This window comes from Saccharothrix sp. DSM 118769 (assembly GCF_052936295.1).
In genome coordinates this window covers 160,951-179,314 of the sequence record NZ_CP193627.1, presented here as the reverse complement: position 1 = coordinate 179,314, position 18,364 = coordinate 160,951, and the positions used below count along the sequence as shown (strand labels likewise).

17 protein-coding genes and 3 tRNA genes are annotated in these 18,364 nt (G+C 72.9%); 5 read left to right on the top strand and 15 right to left on the bottom strand.

Annotated features, from left to right (window positions below):
* Positions 1 to 5: 5 nt before the first annotated feature.
* The 8 genes from ACRAKJ_RS00880 to ACRAKJ_RS00845 all read right to left on the bottom strand — a co-directional run bounded on the left by ACRAKJ_RS00880 (position 6) and on the right by ACRAKJ_RS00845 (position 6,575).
* Positions 6 to 401, bottom strand: coding sequence for a hypothetical protein (locus ACRAKJ_RS00880; protein ID WP_438922438.1), 396 nt, complete (start codon positions 399 to 401; stop codon positions 6 to 8).
* Between the two features lie 154 nt (positions 402 to 555).
* Positions 556 to 631, bottom strand: a tRNA-Arg gene (locus ACRAKJ_RS00875).
* Between the two features lie 39 nt (positions 632 to 670).
* Positions 671 to 760: transfer RNA gene (locus ACRAKJ_RS00870), tRNA-Ser, on the bottom strand.
* 131 nt (positions 761 to 891) lie between these two features.
* On the bottom strand, positions 892 to 2,889 hold the full coding sequence (locus ACRAKJ_RS00865; RefSeq protein ID WP_438922439.1) for an acetoacetate--CoA ligase: 1,998 nt from the start codon (positions 2,887 to 2,889) through the stop codon (positions 892 to 894).
* Positions 2,890 to 2,947: 58 nt separating this feature from the next.
* On the bottom strand, positions 2,948 to 3,712 hold the full coding sequence (locus tag ACRAKJ_RS00860; protein ID WP_438922440.1) for an ESX secretion-associated protein EspG: 765 nt from the start codon (positions 3,710 to 3,712) through the stop codon (positions 2,948 to 2,950).
* Positions 3,709 to 5,151, bottom strand: coding sequence for a hypothetical protein (locus ACRAKJ_RS00855; protein WP_438922441.1), 1,443 nt, complete (start codon positions 5,149 to 5,151; stop codon positions 3,709 to 3,711). Before ACRAKJ_RS00855 ends, ACRAKJ_RS00860 begins: the two co-directional genes overlap by 4 nt.
* Entirely contained in the window at positions 5,151 to 5,765 is a 615-nt protein-coding gene (locus ACRAKJ_RS00850) for a hypothetical protein (RefSeq protein ID WP_438922442.1), read from the bottom strand. The genes ACRAKJ_RS00855 and ACRAKJ_RS00850 overlap by 1 nt, the downstream gene beginning before the upstream one ends.
* Positions 5,766 to 5,897: 132 nt before the next feature.
* A complete protein-coding gene (locus tag ACRAKJ_RS00845; RefSeq protein ID WP_438922443.1) occupies positions 5,898 to 6,575 on the bottom strand; it encodes a dienelactone hydrolase family protein in 678 nt (225 codons plus the stop codon).
* A 118-nt stretch (positions 6,576 to 6,693) separates the two neighbouring features.
* On the opposite strand from ACRAKJ_RS00845, the gene hisC reads away from it, so the two are divergent.
* Positions 6,694 to 7,761, top strand: a complete 1,068-nt coding sequence (gene hisC, locus ACRAKJ_RS00840) for a histidinol-phosphate transaminase (RefSeq protein ID WP_438922444.1) — start codon at positions 6,694 to 6,696, stop codon at positions 7,759 to 7,761.
* Here hisC and ACRAKJ_RS00835 read toward each other — a convergent pair.
* Entirely contained in the window at positions 7,758 to 8,507 is a 750-nt protein-coding gene (locus ACRAKJ_RS00835) for a TSUP family transporter (protein WP_438922445.1), read from the bottom strand. The genes hisC and ACRAKJ_RS00835 overlap by 4 nt on opposite strands.
* A 136-nt stretch (positions 8,508 to 8,643) precedes the next feature.
* Entirely contained in the window at positions 8,644 to 9,600 is a 957-nt protein-coding gene (locus tag ACRAKJ_RS00830; protein ID WP_438922446.1) for a hypothetical protein, read from the bottom strand.
* Between the two features lie 82 nt (positions 9,601 to 9,682).
* Here ACRAKJ_RS00830 and ACRAKJ_RS00825 point away from each other — a divergent pair, with 82 nt between their 5' ends.
* The gene (locus tag ACRAKJ_RS00825; RefSeq protein ID WP_438922447.1) at positions 9,683 to 10,114 is read left to right on the top strand and encodes a MarR family transcriptional regulator; all 432 of its coding nucleotides are present in this window, start codon (positions 9,683 to 9,685) and stop codon (positions 10,112 to 10,114) included.
* Positions 10,115 to 10,168: 54 nt separating this feature from the next.
* Here ACRAKJ_RS00825 and ypfJ read toward each other — a convergent pair whose 3' ends face one another.
* Together ypfJ and ACRAKJ_RS00815 are read right to left on the bottom strand one after the other, a co-directional pair.
* Positions 10,169 to 11,077, bottom strand: a complete 909-nt coding sequence (ypfJ, locus tag ACRAKJ_RS00820) for a KPN_02809 family neutral zinc metallopeptidase (RefSeq protein WP_438922448.1) — start codon at positions 11,075 to 11,077, stop codon at positions 10,169 to 10,171.
* A gap of 561 nt (positions 11,078 to 11,638) precedes the next feature.
* Entirely contained in the window at positions 11,639 to 13,366 is a 1,728-nt protein-coding gene (locus tag ACRAKJ_RS00815) for a 5'-nucleotidase C-terminal domain-containing protein (RefSeq protein WP_438922449.1), read from the bottom strand.
* Positions 13,367 to 13,501: 135 nt separating this feature from the next.
* Between ACRAKJ_RS00815 and ACRAKJ_RS00810 the strand changes: the two genes are divergently transcribed.
* Entirely contained in the window at positions 13,502 to 13,972 is a 471-nt protein-coding gene (locus tag ACRAKJ_RS00810) for a MarR family transcriptional regulator (protein ID WP_438922450.1), read from the top strand.
* 17 nt (positions 13,973 to 13,989) lie between these two features.
* A tRNA-Ser gene (locus ACRAKJ_RS00805) sits at positions 13,990 to 14,074 on the top strand.
* 221 nt (positions 14,075 to 14,295) lie between these two features.
* Here the strand turns inward: ACRAKJ_RS00805 and ACRAKJ_RS00800 are convergent.
* A complete protein-coding gene (locus tag ACRAKJ_RS00800) occupies positions 14,296 to 15,822 on the bottom strand; it encodes a M28 family peptidase (RefSeq protein WP_438922451.1) in 1,527 nt (508 codons plus the stop codon).
* 62 nt (positions 15,823 to 15,884) lie between these two features.
* Positions 15,885 to 16,532 (bottom strand): GNAT family N-acetyltransferase, encoded by a 648-nt coding sequence (locus ACRAKJ_RS00795; RefSeq protein WP_438922452.1) that lies wholly within the window; start codon positions 16,530 to 16,532, stop codon positions 15,885 to 15,887.
* Between the two features lie 56 nt (positions 16,533 to 16,588).
* Here ACRAKJ_RS00795 and ACRAKJ_RS00790 point away from each other — a divergent pair, with 56 nt between their 5' ends.
* Positions 16,589 to 17,557 (top strand): zinc-binding dehydrogenase, encoded by a 969-nt coding sequence (locus ACRAKJ_RS00790; RefSeq protein ID WP_438922453.1) that lies wholly within the window; start codon positions 16,589 to 16,591, stop codon positions 17,555 to 17,557.
* A 156-nt stretch (positions 17,558 to 17,713) separates the two neighbouring features.
* Here the strand turns inward: ACRAKJ_RS00790 and ACRAKJ_RS00785 are convergent, their stop codons facing one another.
* Positions 17,714 to 18,355 (bottom strand): class I SAM-dependent methyltransferase, encoded by a 642-nt coding sequence (locus ACRAKJ_RS00785; RefSeq protein WP_438922454.1) that lies wholly within the window; start codon positions 18,353 to 18,355, stop codon positions 17,714 to 17,716.
* Between the last annotated feature and the right edge of the window lie 9 nt (positions 18,356 to 18,364).

Genomic DNA, 18,364 nt, shown 5'->3' with positions numbered 1-18,364 from the left:
CGGGCTCAACGCCCGGCGGGCACCGGCGCGTCCGGGCACTCCGCGTCGGGGGGCACGTTCGCGTACTCGTTGCCGTGGAAGTAGACGGCGCTGGACCACAGGTCGCCGTTGTCCTCGTCGGCGTCGTCCACCTGCAACCAGACGTCGTTGGTGATACCGGCGTCGGTCACCCGCTCACCGCGCACCCAGCACTCGACCTTCCTGCTCTGCCCCGCCACCAATGACCCCGCCCGCGCGCACGTCGACGCGGGGCAGGTGCGGATGTTGACGTCGTGCCACGCCGTGACCGTGTAGAGCGCGCCGCGCGCGCCGACCTCGGTCCGCGCCGTCGCCGGACCGGCACCGGCGAGCAGTGCGGCGACGACCAGCGCCCCCGCGGCGGTCGGCTTGACGATCCCCATGCGTTCCTCCCGGTGATCGGTGTCGATCAGTGGGTTACACGCCCCGACCGCCTCCGGGGTTGCTCGCCCCCCGGGGTTGCCCGACACCGCCGACGAACAGGTCGCGGTCGCCAATGCACCAGAGGTCCCGTGGAATTCCACGGGACCTCTGGGTTGGTGCGCTCGGCAGGATTCGAACCTGCAACCTTCTGATCCGTAGTCAGATGCTCTATCCGTTGAGCTACGAGCGCATCGTTCTTCAGTTGTCACCCAACCGAGGCCGGGTGTTGCGGAGGCTCCGGGATTTGAACCCGGGATGGGGGGTTACCCCAAACCGCATTAGCAGTGCGGCGCCATAGACCAGACTAGGCGAAGCCTCCCGGCGGAACCCCTCGGCTACGACGCATAGATTACACAGGTCTTCCGGCGGATAGCAAAACGCCCCCCTCCTTGCGGCATACGTGCTGGTCACGGCACGTGCGACGGGCGGCGGGGGGCGCTGTTGGGGTGGTCAGCGGGGAAGATCGTGACGTTCGTCTCGCGCCATGGTCAGGAATGGGTCCAGGGACGCCGGGTTGCGCAGGGCGTCGAGGCTCACGGCGCGTTCGGGCGGGGTGCCCGCGAGGATCTTCTTGACCGGCACCTCGCACTTCTTGCCGTTGAGCGTCCTCGGCACCTCGTCGACGGTGACGAAGCGGTTCGGCACGTGGCGCGGGGACAGGTTGGCGCGCAGGTCGCGGCGCAGGGCGGGTTCGACGTCGGCCAGGTCGACGCCGTCCTCCAGGACCAGGAAGCAGAGGAGCTCGCCGTCCGCCCGGCCGGCGCCGGAGGTGTCGATCACGAGCGAGTCGGCGATGCCCTCGACGCCCTCGACGACCCGGTAGAACTCGCTGGTGCCCATGCGGACCCCGCCCCGGTTGAGGGTGGAGTCGCTGCGGCCGTAGATGACGGCCGAGCCGCGCGGGGTGATCCTGATCCAGTCGCCGTGCCGCCACACGCCGTCGAACGTCGAGAAGTAGGCGTCGTGCAGCTTCGAGCCGTCCTCGTCGCCCCAGAAGAAGACCGGCATGGACGGCATGGGCGCGGTGATGACGAGTTCGCCCACCTCGTCGACCACGGGGGCGCCGGACTCGGAGTAGGACGCGACGGCGGCGCCCAGGGCGCGGCACGACAGCTCGCCCAGCCAGACGGGCAGGTCGGGGGCGGCGGCGACGAAGGCGGTGCACAGGTCGGTGCCGCCGGACACCGAGGCGATCTGCACGTCGGGGCCGACGGCCGACGCGATCCAGCGGAAGCCCTCGGGGGTGAGGGGCGCGCCGGTGGAGCCGACGACGCGGAGCGCCGACAGGTCGTGGCGGGCGGCGGGCTCCAGCTCTTCCTTGAGGCACGACTGGACGTACGGGGCGGAGGTGCCGAAGTAGGTCACCCGGTGCCGCTCGGCCAGGTCCCACAGCACGTCGAGGTCCGGGTGCGCGGGGCTGCCGTCGAACAGGACGACGGTGGACCCGACGAGCAGGCCGGAGACGAGGAAGTTCCACATCATCCAGCCGGTGGTGGTGAACCAGAGGAACCGGTCGCCGGGACCGAGGTCGCTGTGCAGCGCCAGCATCTTCAGGTGCTCCACGACGATGCCGCCGTGGCCCTGCACGATGCCCTTCGGCAGGCCGGTGGTGCCGGACGAGTACAGCACCCAGAGGGGGTGGTCGAACGGGACCGGGGTGAAGGCGAGGGGCGCGTCGGCGAACGTCGCCAGCAGGGAGTCCCAGGCCACGACGCCGGGCAGGGTGCCGCCGCCGACGTAGTCGACCAGCACGGTGGCGGCCAGGGACGGGATCTCCGCGCGCAGCCGCTCCACGGTGGGCCGCACGTCGAACGCGCGCCCGTTGTACCGGTAGCCGTCGACGGCCACGAGCACCTTGGGCTCGACCTGGGCGAACCGGTCCACGACCGCCCGCGCGCCGAAGTCCGGCGAGCACGAGGACCAGGTGGCGCCGAGGGACGCGGCGGCCAGGAAGGCGACGAGGGCCTCCGGCGAGTTCGGCACGAGGGCGACGACGCGGTCGCCCGCGCCGACGCCGAGCGACTCGAACCCGGCGCGGGCGGCGGCCACGCGGGCGCGCAGCTCGCCGTACGTCAGCCGGGACGAGAGCCCGTCCTCGCGCTCGAACAGCACCGCGAGGGCGTCGTCCGGGCCCTTGAGGGCGTGCTCGGCGTAGTTCAGCGTGGCGCCGGGGAACCAGGACGCCCCGGGCATCACGGGGGCCTCCAGGACCCGCGTGGGCGCGTCGTGGAACGTCACCCCGGTGAACTCGGCGACGGCGCCCCAGAAGCCCTCCAGGTCGGAGGTGGACCACGCCCACAGCGACGGGTAGTCGGGGAACTCCAGGCCCTTGTCGATGGACAGCCAGGAGCGGAACGCGGCCATCCGGCTGCCCGCGACCCGGTCGGGGTCCGGGCGCCACAGGACTTCCGCCTCGCCGGCGGCGGTGCCGGCACGCATCTCGGTCATACCTGAGTTCCTAGCCGATGGAGCGGCGCGGAACCACAGTCGTCATCCACACACCGGGTCACGCCCGGCCGGCGCTCGCCACCAGTCCCTCGACCGCGGAGATCAGCCGGGGCGCGTCGGTGGGGGCCACGACCAGCCACGCGTCGTCCCGCCGCACCAGGTAGCGGCCCTCGCGGCTGTCCAACCAGGACACGACCGCGCCCGTCGGGTGCAGGTAGCCGGCGCGGTTGCGGGCGATGACGCCGACCTGCCCGCCGCCGCTGCGCGAGACCACGGCGCGCATCAGGGTGTTCGCCTCCGGCTCGCGCAGGCCGACGCCGCGCAGCACGTCGAGGAACCCCTCGCTGCCGTCGGACTCGCCCGCCCGGCCCGCGGCCAGGTAGTCGTCCCAGCGCACGTTGACGGACCGGCCGGTGCCGGGCGGCGCGGGCGGCAGGGTGTTGACCGTGGTGGCGGCGAGGGCGGTGGGCCGGAAGCCGGTCACCTGCACCTGGTCGCCGAGCCGGCCCGCGAACGCGCCGTGCCACGCGGCGGTGGCCAGGCCGCGCGCCCGGGCGCCGCGCAGGGTGAAGAAGACCTCCAGGCCGACCTCGAACTCGGCGAGGCCGCGCAGGTACCCGTACAGCTCCTCGTCGGGCCGCTGGACGGTGCCGTAGCCCCGCGACGCGAGGTCGCGGGACGCCGACTCGACCAGGCGGGCGCGCTCGGCCTGGGTGTGCCCGAAGTGCCTGGTGCCGAGCGGTACCGGGTGGGCGTCGCGGTGGACGGCCTGCCAGAGCAGGAAGAACTCCACTTCGCTGAGCCGGAAGATGCGCTCGGTCACAGGCCGATCACCGGGGGTGCTGCCTTGTTGTCCAGCCCGAACACGTTCTCGTCGTCCTCCAGGTAGTTCGGGCGGTTGTGGTCGCGCTCACCGCCGACGCCACCACCGGCGACGGGCGGCGGGGCCGCCATGGGTGCCGCGCCGATCATGCCCGCCTGCGGCGTGACGGACTTCGGCGCCTGGAACGTGCTGGTCACGCTGCCGGGGGTGCCGGAGCCGGAGCCGCGGTCACCGCCGAGGGTGCCGCTGGTGGTGCCGGGCGCGCTGAGCGGGCTGCCCGCGCCGCCGCCGCCACCGCCGACCGGGCCGACGGGGACCGGCCCGCCGCCGCGCCCGCCGCCGTAGCCGCCGCGCGCGCCCGCGAACCCGCCGCGGCCGAACGCCTGCTGCCCGCCGCCGGGGCGCTGCTGGTTGCCCTGCTGCTGGTGCTGCTGCTGGTTGTTGACCGCGACGGGACCGCCGGTGGCGACGCCGTCCTGCGCGGACGGGGCGGTGACCGGACCGCCGGTCACCACCACGGGCGGCGGCGGGGGCGGCGCGACGGGGTTGACCGGCGGCGCGAACGAGGGCACGGTCCGGTCGACCGCGTAGGAGTTCTGCTGGAACAGCGCCATGACCTCGGCGGCCTGCCGGTGGCCCGCGTCGGCGGCGACGACCGAGTCGACCGCGGGCGCGGCGATGGTGTCGATGCCGACGAACGCGCCGGTCCCGTGCTGACCGCCGAGGCGCGGGGTGCCGATGCCCCGCTCGGTGGGCGTCAGCGCGTCGTGGCCCACCGGCGCGGCGACCTCGTTGACGAACGGCGAGCGCGTCGTGGCGACGGGGGTCGGGGTGGCCACCGGGGTCGCGACGGGGGTCCCGGTCGCGCCCTCGACCGGCGTGACGGCCGGCGGGGCGGGCGCGGGCGGCGGCATCATCTCGCGCGCCGTCTGCACGTGCTCGATCTCGGTGGCGATGCACTTGGCCACGTTGTCGGCGTGCTCGCTGGTGTTCAGCGCCCACTTCTCGACCGACTCCAGCGCCTCGCGGGCGCGGTCGGCCGTGCCGCCCTCCCACGCCTGGGCGGACCGGCTGATGGCCAGGGCCAGCAGCTCCTGCACCTCGCCGAGCGCCTTGCCGACGGTCGCCCAGTCGGCCTGGGCGCTGCCCGCGGCCTTGAGGTCGACGCCGGTGTTGACCATCTCCCACAGCTGCTGGTGGCTGTAGGTCATCCAGTCGACCTTCTGGCCGAGGTCGGTCGGCTTCTCGCGACCGCCCTCGTGGCCGCCACCGCCGTGACCGCCGTGGTGACCACCACCGTGACCACCGCCGCCGTGCCCCTGGCCGTGGCCGCCGTTGTGGTTGCCGTTGTGGTTGCCGTTGTGGCCACCACCGCCGTGGCCGCCGTTGCCGCCACCGTGGTGACCGCCGCCGTGACCGCCGTGCTTGTTGTCGCCCATCAGCCCTTAGCCTCCCCCGCGGCACCGAAGGCGTCCGCCGCCTCGTCGTCGGCCTCCTCCAGGTTGCGCGCGGCCTCGCGGATGGTCTCCTCGACCTCGAAGAGGACCTGCATGAAGTCGCCGATCACGTTGACCGCCGACTCCTCGTTGCCCACCGCGACCTCGCGGAGCCGCCTGCTGATCGCGTCGCTCACCCAGTTGTTGCCGAACTTCAGCTCGACGTCGAGGTTGTTGACCGCCCTGCTGTGCACGGTGTCGACCAGGCCGCGCGCCTGCGAGATCAGCTTGAGCAGGTCGTCGACGCCCTGCTTGTCCAGGTCGAGCTGGACGGCGCCCTTGTCCACCGCGTCGAGCGCGACGTTGGCCTTGTCGAGGTCGGTCTGCGCGGCCTTCGCGAAGCTCTCCGCGACCACCGGCGCGGCCACCGGTCCGGCGGTCGCCGGCAGCGTCACGGGCGCGGGCAGCGTCACGGTCGCGCCGGGGTCGGCGACCGGGGCGGCCGGCGCGGGTGGTGCGACCGGCGCGGGTAGTGGTACCGCGGACGGCGTGAAACCCGGCGGGACCTGCACCGTCGGTGCACCCGCCGTCAGGTTGACCGTGTTCCCGTCGCTCATCAACTACCCCCTGCACTGCGATTCGCCGCAGCCGTACCGCGCGTTAGCCACCGGCGACCGAATCAGGCGTTCCGGACGCTCCCCTTAGATGTACCGGGAAGGCCGTTCGGTTCCAAGCCTCCGACAAGACCCTTAACGCAGGTGCGAGTCGAACCAGTTCAACGCCCGCTGCCACGCCTCCGCGCTCGCCTCGGGCGTGGTGTCGAAGCGGTGGCTGGTGCGGGCGAACCGGACGACGTCGGTGGCCACCGGCGCCGCCGCCGCCGCGTCGCGCAGCTTGTCCACGTCGCTGACCGGGATCTCGGCGTCGTCGTCGCCGTAGAGGCCCAGCCAGGGGCACGTCAGCTCCTCCGCGACCTCCACCAGCGACGGGAGGCCGGCCGAGAGCGGTTCGAGGATGCCGCCGCCACCCACGGTGACCGCCGCGCCGATGGTTCGGCTTCCCGCAACGACCATCGCGACCGATCCGCCCAGGTCGAAGCCCATGACACCCATGCGGTCCGGGCTCACGCCGCGTTGCCCCAGCCAGACGAACGCGACGTCGGTGTCCGCCAGCACGTCCTCGCCCGACAGGCCGCTGACCTTGGCCGGGGCCTCGTCGCCGGACACCTCGTCGTAGAGGTGCGGCGCGACCGCCAGCCACCCCTCCTCGGCCAGCGTGCCCACCAGACCCCGGACGGTGTCGGTCACGCCGCGTGCCTCGTGCAGCACGACGAGGCCGCCGCGGACGGCGTTCTCCGGCTCGGCGACGGTCAGCGTCAGCTCGCGGCCGTCGGTGAGGGAGATCGTCTCGGTGCGGGTAGGTGTCATGCGGCAACCCTTCCACGTGGGGGTGAACGCCAGTCAACGTGAGCTGCCGGACGGCGGGTGTGCCCATCGGGCCCCAACAGGGGTTACCGTGCGGCAGAACCCCGAAGGGAGCCCTTGGATGACCGTGCGAACCCGTGCCGACCTCGTGTCCTTGCCCAGCTACGTCCCCGGCAAAACCATCCCCGGCGCGATCAAGCTGGCCAGCAACGAGGTGTCGGCCGGACCGCTGCCCAGCGTGGTGCGGGCGATCGCGGACGCGGCCACCGCCGTGAACCGCTACCCCGACACCGCCGCCACCGACCTCGTGGCGCGCCTGGCGGGCAAGCTGGGCGTGCCCGTCGACCGGGTGGCGGTGGGCTGCGGCTCCGTCACGCTGTGCCAGCAGCTCGTGCAGGCCACCTGCACCGAGGCCGACGAGGTGGTGTTCGCCTGGCGCTCGTTCGAGGCCTACCCCCTCGTCACCGCGGTCGTGGGCGCGAAGCAGACCAGGGTGCCGCTGACCGCGGGCCACGGGCTGGACCTGGACGCGATGGCCGACGCGATCACCCCGGCCACGCGGCTGGTGTTCGTGTGCAACCCGAACAACCCGACCGGCACCGCGCTGACCGAGGCGGAGATCGAGCGGTTCGTCGAGCGGGTGCCGTCGGACGTGCTGGTGGTGCTCGACGAGGCGTACAAGGAGTTCGTCGACCGCGCGGACGTGCCGGACGGCGTGGAGCTGGCCAAGCGGATGTGGGCGGCGGGCCGGGACAACGTGGCCGTGCTGCGCACCTTCTCCAAGGCGTACGGCCTGGCCGGGCTGCGCGTCGGGTACGCGGTGGCCTCGCCCGCGGTGGCCGACACGCTGCGCAAGGTCTACGTGCCGTTCAGCGTGAACGCGCTGGCGCAGGTGGCGGCGCTCGCGTCGCTGGACGCCGAGGACGAGCTGATGGAGCGCTGCCGGGCGGTCGTGGCGGAGCGGGCGCGGGTGCGCGACGCGCTGGTGGCCGCCGGGTTCGAGGTGCCCGAGTCGCAGGCGAACTTCGTGTGGTTGCCGCTGGGCGAGCGCACGGAGGCGTTCAACGAGCACTGCCTCGGGCACAAGGTGGTGGTGCGGGCGTTCGCGGGCGACGGCGCGCGGGTGACGGTCGGCGAGCCCGCGGAGAACGACGCGTTCCTCGCGGCGGCGCGCTCGTTCGCGGGCTAGCGCGCCAGGATCTGCACGATGGCCACGACTCCCACCACCACGATCACCGCGCGCAGCGCGGCTGGTGGGAGTCGGCGGCCGACCTTGGCGCCGATCTGGCCGCCGACGACCGAGCCGAGGGCGAGCAGCAGCACGGCGAGCCACGCCACGTCGGCGATGAAGATGAACAGGATGCCCGCGACGAGGTTCACGAACGCGGTCAGCACGTTCTTCAGGGCGTTCATCCGCTGGATGTGCTCGCTCATCAGCACGCCCATCAGGCCCATCACCAGCACGCCCTGGGCGGCGCCGAAGTAGCCGCCGTAGATGCCCGCGAGGAACACGCCGACCCACAGGGCGACGCCGCCGTGCTCCTGGCGCTCGCGCTCGGCGAGCTTGCGGTTGAGCCACGGCTGGGCGATCACCAGCACGAGGGCGACGGCGATCAGCACCGGGACGATCGCGGAGAACGCGTCCTCGGGCAGCACCACCAGCAGCACGGCCCCGACGACCGCGCCGAGGACCGACGCGGGCAGCAGCCGCTTGACCCGGCCGGCCTGGCCGACCAGCTCGCGCCGGTAGCCCCACGCGCCGCTGAGCGAGCCGGGCACGAGGCCGAGGCTGTTGGAGACGTTCGCCACGACGGGCGGGTAGCCGACGGCGAGCAGGACCGGGAACGTGACGAGGGTGCCGGACCCGACCACGGTGTTGATGCCGCCGGCGAAGACCCCGGCCAGGACGACGAGGATCGCCTCCAGCGTCGTCACAAGCCCACTCTCCCCTGCTCTCGCGGTCGTCAGCGGACGCTAACACCGCGTCGGGCGGGGCGCGGTGTGGGAATCCCGACACCGGCCCGGCCCCCTCGGCCGTCCCCGCGGGTCGTCGGCCCCGGCCGCGGACCGCTCACCGGGCGGGGGTGTCGCGGAACCTCCTCAGCACGTGCGCGTCGGACAGCCCGGTGCCGGTGACCAGCGGTCCGAGGTCTCCGTCCACGACGTACTCGCCGTGCGGGGAACGGGTGACCGTCGTGGGTTCGTCGTCCGGCCACGGCGCGGTGCGCGCGGTCGTGCGGGCGGTGCGCCAGCCGTCGGCGGACCGCAGCACGGTGACCGCCGCCTCGCCCGGCGCGGCCAGCGCGTTGGTGACGACGACGAGCGAGCCGTCCGGGCGGAGCGCGATGCCGTCGCCGCCGACCAGCGCGCGGTCGGTGGCCACCTCGGTGACCAGCCCGGCGCGGGACACCGCGAACAGGGCGCCGGTGTCGTAGCGGACGGTCAGCAGGAAACCCGCCGGGTGCCAGGCGATGCCGTTGAGGCCGATGGTGCCGCTGCCGAACCTCGGGTCGCGGACGAGGACGCGCGCCCGGCCCCGGCGGTCCACCGCGTACAGCGCGTCGGACGACGGGTCGGTCACGTAGGCGGTGCCGGCCGGGTCGACGGCGACGTCGTTGGCGCTGTGCCGGCCGGGGCCGATGGCGAGGTCGACGACGTGCAGCGGGCGGCCCGTGGCGAGGTCGAACACGCCGAGGCCGGACGACCGGTAGGTGGTGGCCGGCGTGGAGCGCGCGCCCAGGCCGATGTCCGCGTGGGCGACGTAGAGGCGACCGCCGGCGACGTGGACGCCGAACGCGGACACCATGCGGGGGTCGCTCACCAGGGTGCGGGTGGTGCCGCGCCCGACGACCTCGACGGTGCCCCGATGGGTCGAGCCGAGCAGGAACGCGTGCCGCAGCGGGTCCCAGGCGATGCCCTCGGGGTGCAGCGCGGCCGAGCGGCCGGTGACGACGTCCGGTGACGGGTGCGCCCGCACGGGTGCCGCGAGCGCGACCAGCACGAGCAGGGAGGAAATCAGGAGACGCATGGTGCTCCGTTCACGTGTATGAGTACGTGCACGAAGTTAGATCAGACCTCTGATACTCGTCAACGCGCTTTACGATCGGCGCATGGGCATGCCGTTGGAGGAGCGCCTGGGCGGCGACGTGAAGCGGGTCGAGCACGAGCTGATGCTGCTCAAGCAGCAGGCCGTGCGGCCCGCGGGCCTGACCGCGGCGCAGTACGCGGCGCTGCTGGTGCTGACCGACCACCCCGGCGTGTCCGCCGCGGAGCTGGCCCGCCGCTGCCGCGTGACGCCGCAGACGATGACCACGGTCCTGCGCAACCTGGAGTCGGCGGAGCTGATCGCCCGCGTGCCGCACGAGGTGCACCGCAACGTGCTGGAGACCCGCCTGACCGAGGCCGGCCGGCGGGCGTTCGAGGTCGCGGACGAGCGCGCGTCGGCGATCGAGCGGCGGCTCGCCGACGAGTTCACCGAGGAGGAGCGCGCCACGCTGCGCGCGCTCCTCGCCCGCTGCTCGAAGGTGCTGACCGAGGGGTAGGCGGATCGGCCCGGGGTGAGCGCCGCCGGGTCGGCCCGGGTCGTCGGTGCCGGGTCAGCCCAGGTTGTCGGTGCCGAACGTGTCGCAGCGCGCCGGGTCGCCGCTCTCGTAGCCGGTCGTGTACCACTTCTGGCGCTGCGCCGACGAGCCGTGCGTGAACTGGGTCGTGTCGACCCGGCCGCCGCCCAGCTCGCTCTGGATGTAGTCGTCGCCGATGCGCGCCGCCGCGTCCAGCGCCGCGTTCACGTCGTCCTGGGTGATGCCGCTGATCAGCGGCTTGCCGGAGGCCGTGGGCACGGACTGCGCGTGGTTCGCCCAGGCGCCCGCGTAGCAGTCGGCCTGGAGTTCCAGCCGCACCGAACCCGACGTCGGGCCGGACTCCTGGCCGACGCGGTCGGACGTGCCGAGCATGTTCTGCACGTGGTGGCCGTACTCGTGGGCCAGGATGTACGCCTCGACGAACGGGCCGCCCTCGGCGCCGAACTTCTGCCGGAGCTCCTGGTAGAAGGTCAGGTCGATGTAGACCTGGGCGTCGGCCGGGCAGTAGAACGGCCCGGTGGCCGACGTCGCGTTGCCGCAGCGGGTCTGCACGCCGCCGGAGAAGAAGTTGGTCTGCGCCTGCTGGTAGGTGCGGCCGGACCGCGCGAACTGGTCGGTCCAGTAGCCCTGGATCGAGTTGATGAAGGCGACCGCCCGGCAGTCCGCCTCGCGGTTGGCGTCCGCGCCGGTCTTGCACTTCTCCTTGATGGCCTCGGACCCGACCTGCTGGTCCTGGCCGACGTCGCCGAACCCGGAACCGGAGGGCAGCGGGATGCCGCCGCCACCGCCGAGCTGCGAGAGCACGAAGTACAGGATCAGGCCCACGATGCCCAGGCCACCGCCGCCCAGGGCGACGCGTCCACCGACGCCGCGCTGGTCGTTGACCTGTGACGTGTCGAGCTCGGCGTCCTCGTTGAACTGCACCGCGTCCTCCAACCAAGGGGGGCCCACTGGAGCCGCACAACAGCAGGCCCCGGGTGCGGGGCCCGACGTCGGGGCACCGCACCCGGGTTTTCCCACTAGTGGAAGCGACGAAACCGCTGGTGACGAGGTGGCGTGGACCTCGGTCGGCGCCGACGGTGGAGACTGCGCCTGGACAACCCGGGTCAACAGCGTCAAGCACGTCGAGGCTGCCTGCGGCAGCGCGTGCCCGGACCCTCGTCGACCGCTGTGGTCACGTGCGGGACGGTCTGGCCCGTTCCGCCCGCGGGGTCGCGGTCGTGCGCGGATCGTCACTGCGAGGACTTGTCTGCACCGCACCACCTACCCCTTCCGGGCGTGCCGCCGGCGGTGCTGCTGAGGTGTCCGCCGGTGGCAGGTCCTGTTCCGAGCATGCGCTTGATCGGCCCCGGCCGCAACCCCTCGGCAACGCCCTGAACTGGTGAAACGGAATTCACCGTGGGTGTTCGTACGGCGGGTGCCCGGGTGGCGGGTGCTCGCGCGGTGGGCGCCCCTTCACGTCCGGGACGCCCACCGCGCGCGTCGTCACGGCGTGGTGGTGATGCGGTCCAGCGCCGGCGGGACGGTGCCCTGGTTCGCGGTCAGGTAGGCCGCGAACGCGTCCAGGTCGATGCCGCCACCGGTGATCGCGGTGCCGCCGGTGAAGGCGCTGAAGCCGTCACCGCCGCCCTGGAGGAAGCTGTTGATCGTCACTCGGTAGCTCGCGGCCGGGTCGAGCGGCGCGCCGTTGAGCACGACGTTCGACACCTTCGAGCCGATCGGGGCGGACGCCGACCAGGAGTAGGTCAGGCCCTTCGACGGCTGGAGCACGATCTGCCGCGTCGCGCCGTTGACGACCTGCCACTGCTGCTCCAGCGCGGCCTTGACCTGCACACCGGTCAGCGTGACCGTCTGGAGGATGTTGCCGAACGGCTGCACGGTGAACGCCTCGCCGTAGGTGACGACGCCGTTGCCCTCGCCCGCGGGCGAGGAGGCGTACGTCAGGTCGGCGCGCACGCCACCCGGGTTCATCAGCGCGAGGACCGCGCCGTTGCCCCGCGTCGCGGCGAGCTGCGAGTCCGCGATCAGGTTGCCCAGCGGCGACTCGCCCGCCGGGTTCTGCGCGCGCGGGACGTCCGCCGCGATCGTGCCCACCGGGCGGTTCGCGATCGGGCCGGACTTCGACTTGGCCAGGTCGATGATCGACTGGATCTCCGGGTCCGGGGTGACGTCCTTGGTGACGACCCTGTTGCGCGCCACCGTGGCGCTCCGCACGACCTCGCGGGTCCGCTTGTCGATCTTCAGGTCGACGACGGACAGCTCGCGGCCGAACGCCAGGCCCTCGATGAACGGGCGCGGGTTGCCGGCCGGGTCGGTGACCGTGCAGTTGTAGTGCTGGTGGCTGTGGCCGGAGAAGATCGCGTCGATCTTCGGGCTGACCCGCTCGGCGATCGAGCGGCCGGGGCCGCCCTCGACCGTGCGGCAGTCGTCCGGGCCGCCGCCGCTCGTGCTGTCGCCCTGGTGGATCAGCAGCACGATCGACTTCACGCCGAGCCAGTTCAGCAGGTCCGCGTACCGGTTGGCGGCGGCGACCTCGTCGCCGAACTGCAGCTCCTTGATGCCGTTCGGGTCGACCAGGATCGGCACGTCCTTCAGCGGCATGCCGATGAAGCCGATCGGGACGCCGTCGCGGAACTCGACCCAGAACGGCGGCAGGGCCGGCAGGCCGTTCTTGGCGAGCGTGACGTTGGCGCCGAGGATCGGGAAGTCCGCGCCCTTGTAGGTGTCGGTGAACTGGCAGCCGTCGACGGGGTGGCACCCGCCCTTCTGCACGCGCAGCAGTTCCCGGTAGCCCTCGTCGAACTCGTGGTTGCCGGCGGCGGTGGTGTCCATGCCGACCTGGTTGAGGACCTGGATCGTCGGCTCGTCGTGGAACAGCGCCGACACGATCGGCGAGGCGCCGATCAGGTCGCCCTGGCCGACGATGACCGAGTTCTTCACCTCGGCCTGGAGCTTCTTGATGTGCGTCGCGTTGTACGCGGCGCCACCGGCCTCGACCACGGTGCCGTCCGACAGCGTGACCCGGCCCGACGAGCCGGTCGGGGGCTCGATGTTGCCGTGCAGGTCGTTGATGCCGATCAGCCGGACGTCCACCGTGCGTGACGGCTTGTTGTCGGCCTGTGCGGGGGATTGCGCGACGGTGACCGCCAGTGCGGCGGCGGCGGTCACCGCGAGCGCGACCGTGCGGCGTGCGGTGCGACTCGACGGGGTCATGTGGGGGTCCTCCCTGGCTGCGCCCCGGTAGGAGGGCGCACTACGGCGGAGGAGTTTGCCTCCCGGAAGCGGCGTGCACCAGACGTCCGGGTGGATCGTCCGTTAACGGAGATGTGCGCGGCATAGCCTGGTGGGGTGACCGATCACGAACCGCGTTGGTTGGATGACGGGGAGATGCGCGCGTGGCGCAACTACGTGGTGGGGGCGGCCATGCTCGCCGACCGCCTGCACCGCGAACTCCAGGACCGCCACGGGCTCTCGCTGGCCGACTACGAGGTCCTGGTGCGCCTGTCCGAACGCCCCCGCAAGCGGATGCGGATGTCGCAGCTGGCGGATGACGTGGCGTCGTCCAAGAGCCGCGTCTCCCACCAGGTCGCGAGGATGGAGCGGGACGGCCTCCTGCGGCGGCGCGAGTGCCCGGAAGACGGTCGGGGCGTGTTCGCCGAGCTGACCGACCAGGGCATGGCCCTGCTGGAGCGCGCCGCGCCCACCCACGTCGAGGGCGTGCGGACGCACATGATCGACCTGCTGCCGAGGGCGGACCAGGAGGTGGTGGCGAAGGTCTTCGACCGGGTCATCACGCACCTGAGGTCGGTGGACGGGTAGCCTGCTGCGGCACACCGGGAAGCGTGGCAGAGCGGCCGAATGCACCCGCCTTGAAAGCGGGAGACGGGCAACCGTCCGGGGGTTCAAATCCCTCCGCTTCCGCAGGTCGGAGGGGGTGCGGCGGGTCTCCCGGGACCGGCCGCGCCCCCTCTCGCGGTAGTGGGTGCGTGAGCGGGTCCGTTCGTCGTGGGCCTGCACTGCCGCACACCCGGGTCCTCGCGATGACGAAGAACCAGGCCGGCCCGGTGTTCGAGGACGCCCGGCGCGCGGCGAGGGCCGGCCCTCTCGGAGGAGGACCGGCCCTCGTGGTGAAACCCCTAGGGTCAGGCGGTTTCGGCGTGCGTGTGGTGCTCGACGTGCAGGGCGCGCGTCTTGGCCGCCGCGCGGACGTCGGCGCGCTTGGCGCGTGACGGGACGCCGTTCACGTCCTCCGTGCTGATGGCGTACGACGCGGTGACCCAGGCGAGGGCGTCGGAGTTCCGGTCGAGGGCCTTGCGGTCCACGTTGCCGAGGTTGTCGCCCGGACCGTGGTAGTTCGGGTCGTACGCGACACCGGCGGTGCCGCCCCACTTCGCCACCTGGGCCTCGGTCTTGAGGACCTCGGCACCGGTGAACAGGCCGCCGGCGGGGATGCCGTTCGCGATGAACTCGCCGTAGTCCGAGCGGCCCGTGAAGTCGGTGCCCTCGGTGGCGATCTTCTTCTCGGTCTCCAGGTAGTCGACGAACGCCTGCTCGATCTGCCCGGAGCCGTACGGACCCGCACCGGCGCCGACGGCGTCGGAGTCGTCGCCGTCGTAGACGAAGTAGCCCGCGTTCGGCGAGCCGATCATGTCGAAGTTCAGGTACAGCGCGATGTCCAGCTGCTGCTCGAACGACAGCGACCGCACGTACTCCGTCGAGCCGACGAGGCCCAGCTCCTCCGCGCCCCACCAGCCGAAGCGCACCGCGTTCTCCACCTTCGGCTTGCCGCCGAGCTGGAGCGCGGTCTCCAGCAGACCGGCCGAGCCGGTGCCGTTGTCGTTGATGCCCGCGCCGTTCTCGACGCTGTCGAGGTGGGCGCCGGCGAACACGACGTTGTCCTTGCGGCCGGTCTTGGTCTGCGCGATGACGTTGCGCGAGATCCGGTCCTCCTCGTGGTACCGGAGGTCGACCGTCACCGGCTGGCCGGCGCGGCCCGCGAGGGCGGTGCCGTCGGCCTGGGTCACGCCGCCGGTCGGCACGACGCCGGGCGCGCCGAGCGTCACGCCGGACAGCTTGGCGTCCGGCACGTTGTTGGCGATGACCACGGCGATGGCGCCCGCGGCGGCGGCGTTGCGGTGCTTGATGTCGAACGTGCACGCGCCGCGGCGGATCAGGGCGATCGAGCCGGTGAAGTCCTGGCCCGCGAAGTCGGTCGCCTCGCAGCCCGGGGTGCCGTCCTCGGGGACGACGCGCAGCGGGCCGGTGACGCCGCCCGCGGGCGTCTGCGGCGAGAACTCCAGCGGGATGTTCTCGTACGTCGTGGTGCCGACCTTGGCCACGGCCGCGTCGGTGATCTGCACCGGGTAGGTGAACTCCGGCGTGGACACGTCGAAGCCGGCGCCGCGCAGCTTGCCCGCGACGTAGTCGACGCTCGCGTCGTAGCCGGGCGTGCCGGCCGCGCGGTTGCCGTCGTTGCGGTCGGCGATGCGCTGGAACGCGATCAGGTGGCGGTTGACCCCTTCCAGCGTGACGTTCTTGGTGAGCTTCTTGGCCAACTGGGGCCCGTCGAGCCCGGACGGTGCCGCACCCGCGGTCGGCACGGCGACCAGTGCGAGGGACGCGGACGCGGCCAGCACGGCCGCCCGTCGGATCCCGGTTCTACCTGACATGATCGAGTTCCCCTTCACTCGGTTGCCGAACCCTCACAAAGCAACCCCGTGAAAGCAATCCGTCAATCGACGGGTTCTCGCCCTGTGAGCAGGGGCAAGCACGGCGTGACGCCTTTCACGTCGAGCCGCCAGTCGGGTCGGCGGAACTCCTCGGCCGTCACCACCAGCCGGGTCTGCCGGGCCGCTTCGCCCCGGCGCACCTGCCGGAACGTGCCGTCCGGGCGGTACCCGAGCCGGCGGCTCACGCCGTGCGACCGCAGGTTGTCGTCGAACGCGCTCGACCGAGCGACCAGCGCGCCGAGGTGGTCGAAGGCGAACAGCAGCACGGCCGCGCGCATCTCGGTGCCGTACCCCCTGCCCTGGTGCGCCATCTCCAGCCACGACCCGCTGGTCACCTCGCGCAGCACGGCGAAGTCGTCGGCGCCCAGGCCCTGCGTGCCGATGACCCGGCCGTCCAGCCGCACCAGGAAGTTCAGCGTCCAGCTCGCGGCGGACAGCCTCGCCCGCGCGCCCCAGTAGTGCTGGAGCGTGGCGATCCCCAGCCGTTCCCGGGGCGCGTCGGTCCAGCCCACGCCGAACGGCATGTAACCCGGCGGGTGGATGCCGCGCAGGGTCGCGTCGACCAGTTCGCGCAGGCCGGCGTCGTCGTCGGGCCGCAGTTCGAGGCGCGGCGTGCGGAGTACCAGGTCCGCGAAGGGCCAGTGGTCCATGCCCGTGGATGGTGACGATCTCGCGGGTGCGGCGCGACCGGATTAACGTCGGCGGCATGCGCGCGATCACCATTCGTGAACCCGGCGGCCCCGACGTGCTCGTGTGGGGAGAGGTTCGGGACCCCGAACCCGGTCCCGGCGAGGTCTTGCTCCGGGTGGCGGCGACCGCCGTGAACCGGGCCGACCTGCTCCAGCGGCAGGGCCACTACCCACCGCCGAAGGGCACGTCGGACGTGCTCGGGCTGGAGTGCTCGGGCACGGTGGAGGCGGTCGGCGAGGGCGTCGGGGGGTGGGCCGTCGGCGACGAGGTGTGCGCGCTGCTCGCCGGCGGCGGGTACGCGGAGCGGGTCGTCGTGCCGGCCGCGCAGCTTCTGCCGGTGCCCGGCGGCGTCGACCTCGTCACGGCCGCGTCGCTGCCCGAGGTGGCGTGCACGGTGTGGTCGAACGTCGTGATGCTGGGCGGCCTGGAGGCGGGCGGGACGTTCCTGGTGCACGGCGGCGCGGGCGGGATCGGCACGCACGCGATCCAGGTGGCCAAGGCGCTGGGCGCGCGGGTCGCGGTGACGGCGGGGTCGTCGGCCAGGTTGGCGCGGTGCGCGGAGCTGGGCGCGGACGTGCTGGTGAACTACCGCGAGCAGGACTTCGTCGAGGTGGTCGGCGCGGCGGACGTGGTGCTGGACAACATGGGCGCCGCGTACCTGGGGCGCAACGTCGACGTGCTCGCGCCGGACGGGCACCTGGTGGTGATCGGCATGCAGGGCGGCGTGAAGGGCGAGCTGAACATCGGCAAGCTGCTGGCGAAGCGCGGGTCGATCAGCGGGACGGGCCTGCGGTTCCGGCCGGTGGAGGGGCGCAACGGCAAGGGGCGGATCGTGGCCGAGGTGCGGGAGCACCTGTGGCCGATGATCGCGGACGGCCGGGTGAAGCCGGTGGTGGACCGCGTGCTGCCGATCGAGCGGGCGGCGGACGCGCACCGTGCGCTGGAGGACGGCGAGGTGTTCGGCAAGGTGGTGCTGGAGGTCTGACCCGAGGGTCGCGAACGCAGGACTCGCCGGTCATGAGCGTCGGACTCGCGGGTCGCGAACGCAGGACTCGCGGGTCGCGAACGCATGACTCGCGGGGCGGGAGCGCAGGACTCGCGGGACGCGAACGCAGGACTCGCGGGGGCGTCGGGGGCGCGGTCAGTTCAGGGCGGTGGCGGTGGCCAGGGAGGTGCGGGGGGTGGGGCGGAAGCGCAGGGAGAACTCCTCCGCCCACCTGACCAGCACGGTCTGCTCGCCCGGGCGCTCGGCGTCGTCCACCAGGACCGCCGCGCCCGGCGCCAGCACGCCCCGGAAGACCGGGAGGGCCGGGTAGCGGGCGTCGCCGAGCAGGGGGCCGTCCACCAGCAGCAGGTCGACGAGGCCGTAGCGCTCCACGTAGTACGACACCTCGTCGTGCACCAGCTGCGGGTCGTACCAGTGGGCGCTGCCGAGCGCCGCCGGGTGCGGGGCCAGCGGGGCGTGGACGACGCGCGCCACGTGGCCCAGGCCCTCCCGGCGGAGCTGGCTGGCCACGAACGCGGCGGTGCGCTCGTCGTGCTCCACCGACAGCAGGTGGCCGAAGCCGCGCCGCGCCAGGAGGCGGGCCAGGACGACCGACGACGCGCCGCTGCCGCACTCGACGAGGACCGTGCGCGAGCCGAGGAGGACCTCGTCGACGACGGCGGCCAGGGCGGCGGGGCGCAGCTCGTGCGCGGTGTTCGGCAGGTACTCCGACATCAGCGGGGCCAGGCGGTGGAGTGCGGCTACGTCGGCCAGTTCGCGCGACAGCAGGTCGTCCAAGCCCGGCCT

Coding starts and splice junctions, on each gene's coding strand:
- ACRAKJ_RS00880 (WP_438922438.1), bottom strand. CDS start 401: ATGGGGATCGTCAAGCCGACCGCCGCGGGGGCGCTGGTCGTCGCCGCA.
- ACRAKJ_RS00865 (WP_438922439.1), bottom strand. CDS start 2,889: ATGACCGAGATGCGTGCCGGCACCGCCGCCGGCGAGGCGGAAGTCCTG.
- ACRAKJ_RS00855 (WP_438922441.1), bottom strand. CDS start 5,151: ATGGGCGACAACAAGCACGGCGGTCACGGCGGCGGTCACCACGGTGGC.
- ACRAKJ_RS00850 (WP_438922442.1), bottom strand. CDS start 5,765: ATGAGCGACGGGAACACGGTCAACCTGACGGCGGGTGCACCGACGGTG.
- ACRAKJ_RS00845 (WP_438922443.1), bottom strand. CDS start 6,575: ATGACACCTACCCGCACCGAGACGATCTCCCTCACCGACGGCCGCGAG.
- hisC (WP_438922444.1), top strand. CDS start 6,694: ATGACCGTGCGAACCCGTGCCGACCTCGTGTCCTTGCCCAGCTACGTC.
- ACRAKJ_RS00830 (WP_438922446.1), bottom strand. CDS start 9,600: ATGCGTCTCCTGATTTCCTCCCTGCTCGTGCTGGTCGCGCTCGCGGCA.
- ACRAKJ_RS00825 (WP_438922447.1), top strand. CDS start 9,683: ATGGGCATGCCGTTGGAGGAGCGCCTGGGCGGCGACGTGAAGCGGGTC.
- ACRAKJ_RS00815 (WP_438922449.1), bottom strand. CDS start 13,366: ATGACCCCGTCGAGTCGCACCGCACGCCGCACGGTCGCGCTCGCGGTG.
- ACRAKJ_RS00800 (WP_438922451.1), bottom strand. CDS start 15,822: ATGTCAGGTAGAACCGGGATCCGACGGGCGGCCGTGCTGGCCGCGTCC.
- ACRAKJ_RS00795 (WP_438922452.1), bottom strand. CDS start 16,532: ATGGACCACTGGCCCTTCGCGGACCTGGTACTCCGCACGCCGCGCCTC.
- ACRAKJ_RS00790 (WP_438922453.1), top strand. CDS start 16,589: ATGCGCGCGATCACCATTCGTGAACCCGGCGGCCCCGACGTGCTCGTG.